Origin of the sequence: Yokenella regensburgei (genome assembly GCF_003634235.1) — a bacterium.
GTDB classification, from domain to species: domain Bacteria; phylum Pseudomonadota; class Gammaproteobacteria; order Enterobacterales; family Enterobacteriaceae; genus Yokenella; species Yokenella regensburgei.
In genome coordinates, this window is the sequence record NZ_RBIZ01000003.1 from 161,355 (window position 1) to 173,848 (window position 12,494).

18 protein-coding genes are annotated in these 12,494 nt (G+C 55.2%); 5 read left to right on the forward strand and 13 right to left on the reverse strand.

The features are described from left to right. Positions 1-6 precede the first annotated feature (6 nt). From C7387_RS00785 to amiA, 11 genes are all read right to left on the reverse strand, one after another. Positions 7-1,173, reverse strand: coding sequence for a 1-propanol dehydrogenase PduQ (locus tag C7387_RS00785; protein WP_120815851.1), 1,167 nt, complete (start codon positions 1,171-1,173; stop codon positions 7-9). Between the two features lie 15 nt (positions 1,174-1,188). Then, complete coding sequence (locus tag C7387_RS00790) at positions 1,189-1,446, reverse strand: EutN/CcmL family microcompartment protein (RefSeq protein ID WP_006821087.1); 258 nt, start codon at positions 1,444-1,446, stop codon at positions 1,189-1,191. 24 nt (positions 1,447-1,470) lie between these two features. Beyond that, positions 1,471-3,060 carry an acetaldehyde dehydrogenase (acetylating) gene (locus C7387_RS00795; RefSeq protein WP_120815852.1) on the reverse strand — a complete coding sequence of 530 codons (1,590 nt, stop codon included), beginning with the start codon at positions 3,058-3,060 and terminating at the stop codon, positions 1,471-1,473. Positions 3,061-3,117: 57 nt separating this feature from the next. Continuing rightward, positions 3,118-3,396: a BMC domain-containing protein gene (locus C7387_RS00800; protein WP_006821085.1), complete on the reverse strand. Its 279-nt coding sequence runs from the start codon at positions 3,394-3,396 to the stop codon at positions 3,118-3,120. A gap of 12 nt (positions 3,397-3,408) precedes the next feature. Next, on the reverse strand, positions 3,409-3,693 hold the full coding sequence (locus tag C7387_RS00805; protein ID WP_006821084.1) for a BMC domain-containing protein: 285 nt from the start codon (positions 3,691-3,693) through the stop codon (positions 3,409-3,411). Between the two features lie 16 nt (positions 3,694-3,709). Continuing rightward, on the reverse strand, positions 3,710-3,988 hold the full coding sequence (locus tag C7387_RS00810) for a BMC domain-containing protein (protein WP_001540796.1): 279 nt from the start codon (positions 3,986-3,988) through the stop codon (positions 3,710-3,712). 404 nt (positions 3,989-4,392) lie between these two features. Further along, entirely contained in the window at positions 4,393-4,911 is a 519-nt protein-coding gene (locus C7387_RS00815; protein ID WP_120815853.1) for a FidL-like protein, read from the reverse strand. Further along, positions 4,908-5,705 (reverse strand): winged helix-turn-helix domain-containing protein, encoded by a 798-nt coding sequence (locus C7387_RS00820; protein ID WP_006821080.1) that lies wholly within the window; start codon positions 5,703-5,705, stop codon positions 4,908-4,910. The genes C7387_RS00815 and C7387_RS00820 overlap by 4 nt, the downstream gene beginning before the upstream one ends. Positions 5,706-5,738: 33 nt before the next feature. Further along, positions 5,739-6,317 carry a TetR/AcrR family transcriptional regulator gene (locus tag C7387_RS00825; protein WP_006821079.1) on the reverse strand — a complete coding sequence of 193 codons (579 nt, stop codon included), beginning with the start codon at positions 6,315-6,317 and terminating at the stop codon, positions 5,739-5,741. Between the two features lie 99 nt (positions 6,318-6,416). After that, entirely contained in the window at positions 6,417-7,316 is a 900-nt protein-coding gene (gene hemF / locus C7387_RS00830; RefSeq protein WP_120815854.1) for an oxygen-dependent coproporphyrinogen oxidase, read from the reverse strand. Further along, a complete protein-coding gene (gene amiA / locus C7387_RS00835; RefSeq protein WP_006821077.1) occupies positions 7,313-8,188 on the reverse strand; it encodes an N-acetylmuramoyl-L-alanine amidase AmiA in 876 nt (291 codons plus the stop codon). The genes hemF and amiA overlap by 4 nt, the downstream gene beginning before the upstream one ends. A 212-nt stretch (positions 8,189-8,400) precedes the next feature. Between amiA and C7387_RS00840 the strand changes: the two genes are divergently transcribed. The 4 genes from C7387_RS00840 to C7387_RS00855 all read left to right on the forward strand — a co-directional run bounded on the left by C7387_RS00840 (position 8,401) and on the right by C7387_RS00855 (position 10,879). Beyond that, positions 8,401-8,826, forward strand: a complete 426-nt coding sequence (locus tag C7387_RS00840) for a GNAT family acetyltransferase (protein ID WP_038254853.1) — start codon at positions 8,401-8,403, stop codon at positions 8,824-8,826. Continuing rightward, a complete protein-coding gene (locus C7387_RS00845; protein WP_006821074.1) occupies positions 8,813-9,265 on the forward strand; it encodes a DUF2919 domain-containing protein in 453 nt (150 codons plus the stop codon). The genes C7387_RS00840 and C7387_RS00845 overlap by 14 nt, the downstream gene beginning before the upstream one ends. A 49-nt stretch (positions 9,266-9,314) precedes the next feature. After that, complete coding sequence (locus C7387_RS00850) at positions 9,315-9,887, forward strand: RpoE-regulated lipoprotein (RefSeq protein WP_038254851.1); 573 nt, start codon at positions 9,315-9,317, stop codon at positions 9,885-9,887. 92 nt (positions 9,888-9,979) lie between these two features. Continuing rightward, the gene (locus C7387_RS00855; RefSeq protein WP_120815855.1) at positions 9,980-10,879 is read left to right on the forward strand and encodes a Dyp-type peroxidase; all 900 of its coding nucleotides are present in this window, start codon (positions 9,980-9,982) and stop codon (positions 10,877-10,879) included. Between the two features lie 48 nt (positions 10,880-10,927). Here the strand turns inward: C7387_RS00855 and nudI are convergent, their stop codons facing one another. After that, entirely contained in the window at positions 10,928-11,353 is a 426-nt protein-coding gene (nudI, locus tag C7387_RS00860) for a nucleoside triphosphatase NudI (RefSeq protein ID WP_040903801.1), read from the reverse strand. Positions 11,354-11,409: 56 nt separating this feature from the next. Here nudI and C7387_RS00865 point away from each other — a divergent pair, with 56 nt between their 5' ends. Beyond that, positions 11,410-12,159, forward strand: a complete 750-nt coding sequence (locus C7387_RS00865; protein WP_040903798.1) for an alpha/beta fold hydrolase — start codon at positions 11,410-11,412, stop codon at positions 12,157-12,159. A 9-nt stretch (positions 12,160-12,168) separates the two neighbouring features. Here C7387_RS00865 and nadS read toward each other — a convergent pair whose 3' ends face one another. Further along, the gene (nadS, locus tag C7387_RS00870; RefSeq protein ID WP_006821069.1) at positions 12,169-12,465 is read right to left on the reverse strand and encodes a NadS family protein; all 297 of its coding nucleotides are present in this window, start codon (positions 12,463-12,465) and stop codon (positions 12,169-12,171) included. Positions 12,466-12,494 lie beyond the last annotated feature (29 nt).

The window sequence follows — 12,494 nt, forward strand, 5'->3', positions numbered from 1 at the left end:
ATGTTCTTATTTATGACCCTGCGTTGTGTCATCGTGATGACCAGCCCAGGCCTGACGGTATAAACCGGCGAGCGCGCTGGCATCGGGTTGTCGTGGGTTGGTTGGCGTGCAGGCGTCGCGGAGTGCCTGATTGACCATTTCATCCAGCCGGACGTTGAAATCGGTGGCGGCTATCCCGCACTCGCTAATACCGCGCGGCATCGCCATTTCCGCTTTTAACGTCTGGATGGCGACCAGCAGGCTTGTCACCCCTTCGCGCGGTGTGGCGGCGGGCAGACCCAGCAGCTGCGCCAGATGCGCGTACTTTTCTGCAGCCTGAGTGGAGCAACTGCCGTTGAGGTCGGCGTTCCACGCCACCACGTCGGCCATTAACAGGGCGTTGGCACGGCCATGGGGAACGTGGAATACGCCGCCGAGGGCGTGCGCCAGGCTGTGGGTTATCCCGAGTGAGGCGTTGGTAAAAGCCATGCCTGCAATGCAGGAGGCGTTATGCATTTTCTCGCGTGCCTGCAGGTTGCTGCCCTGGCGCCAGCAGGTCGGGAGCCAGCTGAACACCAGTTGCACGACTTTCTCCGCCAGCGCGTCGGTAAAATCGCTCGCCTGTCGGGATACGTAGGCCTCCAGCGCGTGGCACAGCACGTCCATCCCGGTGTCGGCGGTGATGCTCTGCGGAACTGAAGCCACCAGCGACGGATCCAGAATGGCGATGTCCGGCAGCATGAAGGCATCGACCAGCACCAGTTTTTCTTCGTGAGCTTTCACCACCGAAAACGCCGTGACTTCCGAGCCGGTGCCGCTGGTGGTGGGGATCGCCACAAAGTGAGGGCGCGCGGCATGTGGCTGCGGCCGGGTTTGTGCAAGGCTGTAGATAACCGCTTTGGCGGCATCGATAACCGAACCGCCGCCGAGGGCGACCACCAGATCCGGCTGCTGCGCATCCATCACCTTCATTCCGCGAACCACGGTGGCGATATCCGGATCGGCAACCACGTCATCCCAGACGCTAAAGGTGACGCCGCGCTGCTGCCAGGGCCCGGTAATACGCTCGGCAAGACCAAATTTGACCATCGCTTTATCGGTCACCAGTAGCGCATTGCGCGATGGCAGGTTATGCAGTTCTGCCAGCGCCTGCGGACCAAAAACTATCCGGGGTTGTAGCTGAAAATCACTCATTGCGTTATCGACTCCTTAAGCGTCCCGAAACACGTTCTCGACAATGGCCACGACCGACATGGCCTTGTAGCGATCTTTGTTGAGCGCAAACCAGGACTCCGCCAGTACGATGTCGTGCAGTCCGGCGCCGACGCTGTCGACCGCCACCCAGGTTTTATTGCGGATGGGCTGCTGTTCATCGTCCAGCGCGGTAATGAGCAACAGGTTGCTGCCGCGCAGCTCATCGCATTTTTGCGTCGCCACAACATGTCCGACTACTTTTGCGAGAATCATGTTTTATCGCCTTTTTTCAGTGCGTTACTTGCCCAGACGTTCCAGTACCGAGCGGATCACGCGTTCTACGTTTTGTTCGTTGATGTCGCTATTGGCAGAGGCTGCTGGAGCCGGTGCAAAGCGGTCATCCGTGCCCGTTGCAACCTTGGTGCCCCCGGTGAAACGCACGTCGTCGAGAATGCTCACCTGCGCGGCGGCGGCTGTCGCAACGACCTGCGGCTGCGGTTCAACTGGCGTACCCGGTGCGCGCAGCTCTTCAATGCTGCGAACGCCGTAGCCGACTTTACGAATGTTGAGCAGGTTCATCGGCCCCACGTTGTCGGAGCTGGAGCCGCCGCCGACGGCACCGCAGCCCAGCGTCAGGGCAGGGGAGATGTTGGTGGTAGCGCCAATCCCGCCGAGGGCTGCCGGGGTGTTGATAAGAATGCGGTTAACCGGTTTTTCGAGGCAGAACTGGCGGATCACGTCCTGGTTCCGGGTATGGATAACCAGCGTGTGGCCAAGACCTTCATTGGTGAGCAGTTCCACCACGCGGTGACAGGCGGCTTTCCAGTCCTCTTCCACGTAAAGCCCCAGTACCGGGCACAACTTTTCACGCGAGTAGGGGTTTTTATGCGAGACGGTGGTCTGCTCGGCAATCAGCACGCGGGTGCTTGCCGGAACGCAGAAGCCTGCCAGCTGGCTTAAGTACAGCGCGGTTTTACCCACGACTTTCGGGTTGATAGTGCCGTTAGGACGTAGCAGCAGCGCGGCCATTTTGGTGGCTTCGCTCTCGTTCATGAAGTACGCACCCTGGGCAATCAGCTCGCGGTGAACGTCATCGTAGATGCAGCGTTCAACGATGATGGACTGCTCGGAGGCGCAGATAACGCCGTTGTCGAAGGTTTTGCTGGTGATGATGTCTTTCACCGCGTGGTGAATATCAGCGCTACGCTCAATAAACGCCGGGCCGTTACCCGGACCGCCGCTGATGGTTGGCGTACCGGAGGCGTAGGCCGCACGCACCATGCCTTCGCCGCCGGTGGCGAGAATGAGCGATACGTCGTCGCTATGCATCAGCTCAGAGGTGGCCTCCAGCGTCAGTTGCGTAATACCGCTCACCACGCCCGCTGGGGCACCCGCTGCTTCGGCGGCGCGTTTAACGATTTCAATCGCCTGCCAGCTGCATTTTTTTGCCCCCGGATGCGGTGAGAAGACGATGGCGTTACCTGCCTTCAGCGCAATCAGCGACTTATAGAAAATGGTGGAAGTCGGGTTAGTGGAGGGCACCAGGGCGCAAATCACACCCAGCGGCACGCCCACATCCATCACTTTTTTGACCGGATCGTCATGAATGATGCCGACGGTTTTCATCTCTTTAATCGCGTCGTAAACGCGCAGCGAAGCAAAACGGTTCTTCAGAACCTTGTCCTGCCAGTTGCCAAAACCGGTCTCTTCACTGGCCATTTTGGCCAGCGACTCGGCGTGGTGAGCTGCTTCCTGGGCCACGTTTTTGACAATGGCGTCGATTTGCTGCTGCGAAAAGGTCGCCAGAATGGACTGCGCCTTTTTGGCCTGGCGCACCAGATCCCGGGCACATTGCCGGGATTGCAAATCGTTATCCAGTTCAATCATGAATCTATCCTTCATCAGACTAAAAGAGTGGAGACGGGGCGTGCTCTGTCACGTCAGTCAGGCTTTGTGCTGCGCCGCAATTTTTTCGATATCGTTGTGCGGGCGGGCAATGACGCGAGAGGTGATCACTTCCCCGACGCGTTTTGCCGCTTCCACTCCGGAATCGACGGCGGCATTCACCGCGCCAACGTCGCCTTTCACCATGGCGGTTACAAGACCGGAACCGACGTTTTCATAGCCGATAAGCTCGACGTTGGCGGCTTTACACATGGCGTCTGCGGCTTCAATGCAGGCGACAAGCCCTTTGGTTTCAATCAGGCCTAATGCTTCTTTCATCTCGCTCTCCTGTTATTCGGCAATCTTGTAGTGCGCGACAATCTTGTTGATGTCGTTGTGCGGGCGGGCGATGACCAGTGAAGTCACCACTTCACCGATGCGCTGCGCCGACTCAACGCCGGAATCTACCGCCGCTTTCACCGCACCTACGTCGCCTTTCACCATCGCGGTAACAAGGCCGGAACCGACGTTTTCATAGCCAATCAGTTCGACGTTGGCGGCTTTACACATGGCGTCAGCGGCTTCAATGCAGGCCACCAGCCCTTTGGTTTCAATCAGACCTAATGCGTCACCCATTTGCGTTCCTCCGGCGTTATGCCTTGTGTTTAATCACGATTTTGTTGATGTCGTTATGCGGACGGGCGATCACCAGCGAAGTCACCACTTCACCAATGCGCTGCGCCGACTCCACGCCTGAATCTACGGCGGCTTTCACCGCACCAACGTCGCCCTTCACCATGGCGGTCACCAGGCCAGAGCCGACGTTTTCATAACCGATCAGTTCGACGTTTGCGGCTTTACACATCGCATCCGCCGCCTCAATGCAGGCCACCAGACCTTTGGTTTCAATCAGACCTAATGCATCACCCATTGTGCTTTCTCCATAAAAGGGTCCTGGGAATGTGAAAACCGTCTGCGCGTCGGCCTGGCCGGGCGGCATCGGTGTTCACGGCCACTATAGGTCTTTCAAACTGAAATGAAATTTAAATCCAATAAGTGAGTGTCCTTGGTTTTTTATTCTGATATTTAGGCTTTTTTAACCCTGTTTTTATGTGTATGTGCTGTTTGGTGGCGGTGTTTTTGACGGCCAATAAGGTGGTGAAAAAGGGGGATGGAGGCGGGTTTAACTTTGTTAGCGGATTGCTAACAGGATGGAAGCGCAAGGTAGTTAAGCCACATGATAAGTGTGGTTTATGGCAAGATTCTGGCGGCGTAAAGGGCGAGGAAATGCAAAGCTAAATGAGGTGAAAAAGATGAAAATGGCGAACTGTGAAGTCAGTCAAACTTGCTGCCGGACTTCAGGGTGCAGATGAACAGTGGGGAGTTGATAGAACTGAGTAAGAGCGCTTTATCATTGAGCCGCTGGGCGTTCAGAAAGAGTCCGTCGTGGCTGTCAGACATCTCGCGCATGAAGTAATCGAAGATGACATCCGGCGACTGATCGATAGACGAGGCGCTGGACTCCCACTTGCTGACGCGATACTGGCGTTCAGTGGGCGAGATGCGTTTGCTGGTGTAGTTGAACTTGACGTAACGCTGGAGGTACAGCCACCCGGCGTCGGAATCGGTGTAGCCTTCCACCACGATTGATCCTTTGCCACCGGCGGCAAAGTTGAAGTGAATATTGCCGTTGACGTTCTCTTTCTCCATATTTTCAAAGCGCATGATGCCTTTCGTTGAACAGGCCATGATGCCGGGGGTCTCCCCGGGAATGAGCTGCCATCCGCAGTATCCCACTACGGCGGTAAACACGGCGGCAGAGAGCAGAAAAGTCGTGCGCGGGGAGAGCGTCATTGCGGTTTCCACGAGTAGTAAAAATAGTTGTCGCAGTAGCTAAAGGCGTTGTCTTCATGAACGGCGCAGTGCGCGAGGAAGACGCGGCCCAGCCCATTAGTTTGCAGCTTATCGCCGTAGAAAAAGACGAAGCGCTCACCTGGCTTACAGTTCAGACTGAGGCGCTGGCGCACGGCATCGAAATTGCTACCGTAGGTGCTGGCGGCCACCGAGCTCAGCATGTCTTCACTGGCCAGTAGTTCGCACTGGCTGTGGGTCATCGGGGTCAGGCTTAGCGGGCGTAAAGGTTTTTTACCCGCGAGGGTGAAACTCAAAAGCAGAGCGGCAATGCCAAGCAGCGCGGCGCTGGCAAGATACCAGCAGCGGCCACGATGCCGCATTGCAGGGCGGGGTGGTGCCGCGGGCTCGATGCGCTCGGTGTCGATATCGGTTTTCGGTGCCTCGCTGGTCCCGGTAAAAGGCTCGTCGAGTGTTTCAATCTGCAGCTGCGGATTAAGCTGCAGGTTGCCACGCGAAATAGTGATGATGATGTTCTCAATGTCATACTGACGGAAGGTCTTGCGCAGCATGCTGAGATACTGGTTGAGATTGGCGTTGGAGGAGGTTAGCCCGTTATCGTCCCAGACTTTTTTCAGCACCTCTTCGCGGCTAACGACATCATGATGCTGCAGAAAAAACTGCAGCAGCGCGTTGGCCGTGACCGAGAGTTGGGTTTCCGCTTCGTGCCCGCCGGGCAGGCTTAGCGAACCATTGCTGGCATCGTAAATCAGGCTGGCATTGATGATGTAACGCATCGGTGGTTCCCCGGTCTTGCGCCGGACGTGAATTTACGCCGGTAGTGTCATTTTGCTCAGACTGCTGACCAGCGACCGCCGATGTTCGGCATCCATTGTCCGTCCTTCCGTTAGCTCTGATAACCAGATACCGTCTGCGGCGTAACGCACCAGCGTCCCCGTTGGGCCATTATCCAGTTCATCCCCCTGCGCCAGATGTTCCAGCATCCAGTCGCGCCAGCATTTTCGCAGCACCGGCTCATCCGGCATGGCGAGTGACAGCACCATCAACTGACGGCTCTCATGGGTATCCGTCAGGTCAGACAGATAGTTCAGGTAGGCACGGGTGAAACGTCCGTAGGCGACCCGATCGTTTTGCATCAATCCTGAAATTGCCTCTTCCATAATGGCCAGCAGGCGCGCAAACAGGGCAAAGATCAGCGCCTGCTTGTTGGGGAAATGATGCAGCAACCCTCCTTTACTGACACCGGCCTCCCGCGCGACCGCATTAAGCGAGAGGGCGGCAATGCCATCGCGACCGGCAATCATGGCCGCAGATTCAAGTAACTGTGCCTGAAGGCGTGCAGGATCTTTTTTTCGATGAAGGGTTTCTGTACTCATGCGGCGAATCATACCGACCAGACGGTATGATTCATTTTGATCGCGATCAACGGGGGAGGGCTGGTTTCGGGGATTGTCGTAAGACTGTGTCTTGATTCACATTATGGTGAATCAAACCCACTCTTTTATCTGGATAAATTCGCTCAGGGCAGCCTCCGGACTGTTCGCTTCCGGTTGCCAGTTGTACTCCCAGCGCACCAGCGGCGGCATCGACATCAGAATCGACTCGGTGCGTCCGCCGGTTTGCAGGCCGAACAACGTGCCGCGATCCCAGACCAGGTTGAACTCAACGTAACGACCCCGGCGATAGAGCTGGAAGTCGCGTTCACGCTCGCCCCATGGCGTTGCCTGGCGGCGCTCGACAATGGGCAGATAAGCATCGCTGAAGCCTTCACCCACCGCCTGCATAAAGGCGAAGCACTGGTCGAAATCGGGAGTGTTGAGATCGTCAAAGAACAGTCCACCAATGCCGCGCTGCTCGTCGCGATGTTTGATATAGAAGTAGTCGTCACACCATTTTTTATAGCGCGGGTAAACCTCTTCACCAAACGGCAGACACAGATCGCGGGCGACCGTATGCCAGTGCACGGCGTCTTCAGCGAAGCCGTAGTACGGCGTCAGATCGAAGCCGCCGCCGAACCACCATACTGGATCTGCGCCGGGTTTTTCGGCAATAAAGAAGCGGACGTTGGCGTGGCTTGTCGGGACATAGGGGTTGCGCGGATGCACCACCAGCGATACACCCATTGCCTCGAAGCTGCGTCCGGCAAGCTCCGGGCGGTGTGCAGTGGCGGACGCGGGCATCGCGTCGCCATGAACATGGGAGAAATTAACGCCGGCCTGTTCAAAGACGTTACCGTCGCGCAGCACGCGGCTGCGACCACCGCCACCGCCCTCTCGCTGCCACATATCTTCGATAAACGGGCTGCCATCAAGGGTGGAAAGTTGCTGGCAAATACGGTCCTGCAACGACAGTAAAAAGGCTTTCACCTGCCGGACATCTGGTTTCATTTTCTTTTCTTCACGTGCGCTTTCTGGTTATCAAACCAGTGGAAATAGTTGATGACGCCCGTCGCGATTGCATTCGCAATTTTCTGCCGAAACGCCGTAGTGCCCAGCAGCTTCTCTTCGTTCGGGTTGGTGATGAACGACGTTTCTACCAGTACCGATGGGATAGACGGTGACTTCAGTACCACAAACGCCGCCTGTTCGGTGTTGCGGCTGTGCAATTTATGCACCGGCTTAATGGTTTTCAGAATATGCGAACCCAGCGTCAGGCTGTTCTTGATGGTATCGGTTTGTACCAAATCAAACAGCACTTGCTGCAACAGGTGATCCTTATCGCGCGCTTTTTTCCCCGCCAGCTCATCGGCGGCGTTTTCACGATCGGAAAGGTACTTCGCCATGGCGCTACTGGCGCCACGGTTGGAAAGCGCAAACACCGAAGCCCCCGCCGCGCTCGGATTGGTGAAGCCGTCGGCGTGGATCGACATAAACAGATCTGCTCCATGTTTATGGGCAATCTCTACGCGATCGTAAAGCGGAATAAAGGTATCACCGGTGCGGGTCAGACGGGCATCAATGCCGTTGCTGCGCAGGATAGCGCGCACGTTCTGGGCAATCGCCAGCACCACGTGTTTCTCTTTTGAGCCGTTGTGGCCAATCGCGCCGGTATCGATACCGCCGTGGCCCGGATCCAGCATCACAATGCGTTTGGCTCCGGGTTTTTTCGCGGCAGGTTTGCTGTGACCATTGCTGGTTTTAAGCGTCTCTTCTTTTGCGGCGATGGCTTTGGACATCCCTGATAACGTCAGAGCGGCAAGTCCTGCTTTCAGCACCTGGCGGCGTGAAGCGAGTGTTTTTAAAGGTTTAAAAGTGCTCATGCGGCCTGAGTTGTATAAGTCTGGTTCCAGATGTTATAGCGTATCGTGTTTGCCTTGACGACTCTTCTCAATGAGAATTGTTTTACTTTTCATTTCAATACATGACAAACAGCCTATTATGCCATTTTTTTCGTCATGAATCGCTGGATGTTGGATAATTGGGCTGTTCACGCCATAATCACTGTTTTCAGGCCAGAAAAATGGGGAATACCATGGAGATACGCGTTTTCCGCCAGCAAGACTTCGAAGAGGTTATCACCTTGTGGGAGCGTTGCGACCTGTTGCGCCCATGGAACGATCCGGAAATGGACATTGAGCGCAAAGTGAATCATGACGTCAGCCTGTTTCTGGTAGCCGAAGTCAACGGTGAGGTGGTGGGCACGATTATGGGAGGCTATGACGGCCACCGGGGATCGGCGTACTATCTTGGCGTTCACCCGGAGTACCGTGGACGCGGTATCGCCAATGCGCTGCTGAATCGACTTGAGAAAAAGCTCATTGCGCGCGGCTGCCCGAAAATTCAGATCATGGTACGTGATGATAACGATGTGGTTATTGGCATGTATGAACGTCTTGGCTATGAACACGGCGACGTGGAGATTCTGGGCAAACGCCTGATAGAAGATGAAGAGTATTGATTTTTTACCCTCGGATTATGATCCGCAGGGACGGCTGCGCCTGCCGCTGCTTTTCTGGTGCATTTTACTGCTTCAGGCACGTACCTGGGTGCTGTTCGTGATGGCCGGTGCCTCGCGCCAGCAGGGTGACACCCTGCTTAACCTGTTCTATCCCGATCACGATAACTTCTGGTTAGGGCTACTACCCGGCGTCCCGGCGGTAGCCGCATTTTTATTGAGCGGCCGTCGTCATCTCTATCCGCGGGTATGGCGCGCCATTCGCTGGCTGCTGATAGCGGCTCAACTGGTACTGCTGCTCTGGCAGCCGCTGCTGTGGTGGCGAGGCGAGGCGGTCTCTGGCATTGGGCTGACGCTTGTGATCCTCGATGGCTTCGCGCTGTGGTGGTTACTTTCCAGTCGTCGTTTACACGCCTGTTTTACCTCAGGCGGCACTTTTTAGGATTTTCGCACTCCAACTGCCGTTGAATAAAAAGAGAAAGGATGAGTCGATGAAATCGTTGCGTTTATTACTTTGCGCGCTTCCCCTGACGTTGACCGGCTGTTCGACGCTGGGCTCGGTTAACTGGTCTGCCGCCTATCCGTGGAACTGGTTTGGTTCTTCTACTGAGGTGACAGAGCAGGGCGTTGGCAAGCTCAGTGGCAGCACGCCGCTGAACGAATCTGCTATCAGTGACGCGCTGAGCGGAGACTACCGCCTGCGTAGCGGGATGAAAGGTGAAAACGGCAATATCGTTCGCTACTTTGAAGCGCTGAAGGGCGACAAGCTGGCGATGGTGATTAACGGTGAGTCCGGGACCGTAAGCCGTATTGATGTGCTGGACCCGAACATTGCCAGCGGTAGCGTAAACGTGGGTGCGCCGTTCAGCAGCATCTATGACAAAGCTTATGGTAACTGCCAGAAAGCCAGTGGCGAAGACAGCCAGAGCGTGGTGTGTAAAGCGAAAAACAGTCAGCACATCAGCTACCTGTTCAGCGGCAACTGGAACGGCCCGGAAGGTCTGATGCCCTCTGACGATACGCTGAAAAACTGGAAGGTCAGCAGGATTATCTGGCAGCGTTAAATTGATCTGAGTGGTCCGCACTTTCTGCAAAAGCGGGTACAATAAGCGCCAACATGCCACGATGACGTGGCATCTTTATTTCAGGAGGAGCGATGTCTCAGGTTCAGAGCGGTATTTTGCCAGAACATTGTCGTGCGGCAGTCTGGATTGAAGCCAATGTCAAAGGGGACGTGAACGCCCTGCGCGAAAGCAGCAAACAGTTCGCCGATAAGCTTGCGACGTTCCAGGCGAAGTTCCCGGACGCGCATCTCGGCGCAGTGGTGGCCTTTGGTCACGATACCTGGCGCCAGCTTAGCGGTGGTGAAGGAGCCGAAGAGCTGAAAGATTTCATCCCTTACGGTAAAGGTCTCGCGCCGGCAACCCAGTTCGACGTGCTTATTCATATTCTTTCCCTGCGCCATGACGTTAACTTTTCTGTGGCTCAGGCGGCTATCGCCGCTTTCGGTGATGCTATTGACGTGCAGGAAGAAGTGCACGGTTTCCGTTGGGTTGAAGAGCGCGATCTCAGCGGCTTTGTTGATGGTACGGAAAACCCGGCGGGTGAAGAAACTCGCCGAGAAGTCGCGGTTATTAAAGACGGCATTGATGCGGGCGGCAGCTATGTGTTTGTTCAGCGCTGGGAGCACAACCTCAACCAGCTGAACCGCATGAGTATTCACGACCAGGAGATGATGATCGGTCGTACGAAAGAAGCCAACGAAGAGATCGATGGCGACGACCGCCCGGTGACGTCTCACCTGAGCCGTGTGGATCTGAAAGAAGATGGCAAAGGGCTGAAAATTGTTCGCCAGAGCCTGCCATATGGTACCGCCAGTGGTACACATGGTCTTTACTTCTGCGCCTATTGTGCTCGCCTGCATAACATCGAACAGCAGCTGCTGAGCATGTTCGGCGATACGGACGGCAAACGTGATGCCATGCTGCGTTTCACCAAACCGGTCACCGGTGGCTACTACTTCGCCCCGTCGTTAGACCGTTTGATGGCGCTGTAAGCTGCCAGTATGCCCGGTGCATTGCGCTTGCCGGGCATACAACACAACCTAGAGTAATCCTTTGTCTTTAAAGGTCTGCCGGGTTGCGACGTTGAGATCGTATTTCCCCAAATCCTCCGGTTTTACCCACGCAATAGCCTGAAACTCTTCGTTGAAGGTCACCTCGCGGTTGCGGCTTTCGCAGTCAAACATCAGATACACCATGTAGATTTCTTCCTGGCTGCCGTCGGCATAGGTTTTTACCCGGGTATCGTCGCGAAAGGTCCACGGCTTAACGCTGGTGATTTCCAGCGCTTCGCCGAGCTCTTCGCGGATTTCGCGCAGTAACGCTGCTTCAATCGTTTCTCCAGGCTCAGTACCGCCGCCGGACAGCGCCCACTGGCCGGGAAATACACCGCGATCTGCCGCCATCTGGCACAGCAGATATTCGCCGTTGTTTTTGATAATCGGACAAACAATAATTCGTTGGCGCATACCATCTCCGTATGTCATTTTTGTTCTCCCTTTATACCACTGTGGGACAGTAAATTTTGGACTCTTTCTTTTCAGACACGGCAAACTGCCGAGTACGTTGGATGGATTTGCCGGGGCATGGCACTCCACTGGTGTTTGTCCATGGGCTAGGTTGCGCTTCTTCATACGAGTATCCGTGTGTGGTGACGAACCCCGCATTCGGTGATCGGCGTGCCATTCTTCTTGATTTACCCGGCTGTGGTTATAGCGAAAAGCCGCAGCAATATAGCTACACCATTACAGAGCAGGCACGAGTTGTGGTGGAGCTGATCATTCATTTGCAATTACCGCAATACTTTTTGTACGGTCACAGCATGGGTGGAAGCATTAGCATTGAAGCTGCCGAATTGCTTGGTAATGGCCTGAAAGGATTGATTGTCTCAGAGCCTAATTTTCATCCTGGTGGAGGATTTTTCAGTAGTGAGATTTTCCGCCACGATGAAGCAACCTTCGTAACTGACATATGGCGAGATATGATTACTCAGGAGAACAGCCCTTGGGCGGGCAGTCTTGCCGCTGATGCTCCCTGGGCTATCTGGCGTGGGGCGGCCAGCCTGGTGGCTGGTAATAATTGGCTGGATAAATTTTTTGCACTGGAGGTGGCTAAACACGTTGTGTTCGCAGAGCGCTCTTTGCCCGATAAAGATTTTTCTTTCATACAAGAACAGGGCGTTCCCACACATGTGTTGCCGAATTGTGGGCACTCTATGTCATGGGAAAATCCAGGTGCTCTCGCGCAAGCACTAGCGGATTGTTGTCAGGATTAACGAGGGTCGCTAAACCGCTTTCAGTACTTCGATAAAACGCGGCTCTTTTTCGAGTACGTTTAGTACCTTCAATGCTATCCCGGTGGGGATCCTACGATGAAGCTCCCAGGACTGAACCAGGCCGACACTCGCGCCGACGGCCTTTGCGAATTCAGCTTGCTTCATTCCCATACTGGTACGCAGTTTTTTGACATCCGGAATAGCATGATGATGTATCTGCTCTGCCGCAGGCTGAACGTCGCCTTTTTCGATTGCAGCCATCTGATTTACGCTGGTTAACAGGTCGTCAAAGAATGAATCTTGCATAAATCTATCCTCATTGCATCAAGTCAATG

What these genes read in the sequence shown, in the direction of transcription:
- C7387_RS00785 (WP_120815851.1), bottom strand. Translation starts at nt 1,173, where the DNA reads ATGAGTGATTTTCAGCTACAACCCCGGATAGTTTTTGGTCCGCAGGCG.
- C7387_RS00790 (WP_006821087.1), bottom strand. Translation starts at nt 1,446, where the DNA reads ATGATTCTCGCAAAAGTAGTCGGACATGTTGTGGCGACGCAAAAATGC.
- C7387_RS00795 (WP_120815852.1), bottom strand. Translation starts at nt 3,060, where the DNA reads ATGATTGAACTGGATAACGATTTGCAATCCCGGCAATGTGCCCGGGAT.
- C7387_RS00800 (WP_006821085.1), bottom strand. Translation starts at nt 3,396, where the DNA reads ATGAAAGAAGCATTAGGCCTGATTGAAACCAAAGGGCTTGTCGCCTGC.
- C7387_RS00805 (WP_006821084.1), bottom strand. Translation starts at nt 3,693, where the DNA reads ATGGGTGACGCATTAGGTCTGATTGAAACCAAAGGGCTGGTGGCCTGC.
- C7387_RS00810 (WP_001540796.1), bottom strand. Translation starts at nt 3,988, where the DNA reads ATGGGTGATGCATTAGGTCTGATTGAAACCAAAGGTCTGGTGGCCTGC.
- C7387_RS00815 (WP_120815853.1), bottom strand. Translation starts at nt 4,911, where the DNA reads ATGACGCTCTCCCCGCGCACGACTTTTCTGCTCTCTGCCGCCGTGTTT.
- C7387_RS00820 (WP_006821080.1), bottom strand. Translation starts at nt 5,705, where the DNA reads ATGCGTTACATCATCAATGCCAGCCTGATTTACGATGCCAGCAATGGT.
- C7387_RS00825 (WP_006821079.1), bottom strand. Translation starts at nt 6,317, where the DNA reads ATGATTCGCCGCATGAGTACAGAAACCCTTCATCGAAAAAAAGATCCT.
- hemF (WP_120815854.1), bottom strand. Translation starts at nt 7,316, where the DNA reads ATGAAACCAGATGTCCGGCAGGTGAAAGCCTTTTTACTGTCGTTGCAG.
- amiA (WP_006821077.1), bottom strand. Translation starts at nt 8,188, where the DNA reads ATGAGCACTTTTAAACCTTTAAAAACACTCGCTTCACGCCGCCAGGTG.
- C7387_RS00840 (WP_038254853.1), top strand. Translation starts at nt 8,401, where the DNA reads ATGGAGATACGCGTTTTCCGCCAGCAAGACTTCGAAGAGGTTATCACC.
- C7387_RS00845 (WP_006821074.1), top strand. Translation starts at nt 8,813, where the DNA reads ATGAAGAGTATTGATTTTTTACCCTCGGATTATGATCCGCAGGGACGG.
- C7387_RS00850 (WP_038254851.1), top strand. Translation starts at nt 9,315, where the DNA reads ATGAAATCGTTGCGTTTATTACTTTGCGCGCTTCCCCTGACGTTGACC.
- C7387_RS00855 (WP_120815855.1), top strand. Translation starts at nt 9,980, where the DNA reads ATGTCTCAGGTTCAGAGCGGTATTTTGCCAGAACATTGTCGTGCGGCA.
- nudI (WP_040903801.1), bottom strand. Translation starts at nt 11,353, where the DNA reads ATGCGCCAACGAATTATTGTTTGTCCGATTATCAAAAACAACGGCGAA.
- nadS (WP_006821069.1), bottom strand. Translation starts at nt 12,465, where the DNA reads ATGCAAGATTCATTCTTTGACGACCTGTTAACCAGCGTAAATCAGATG.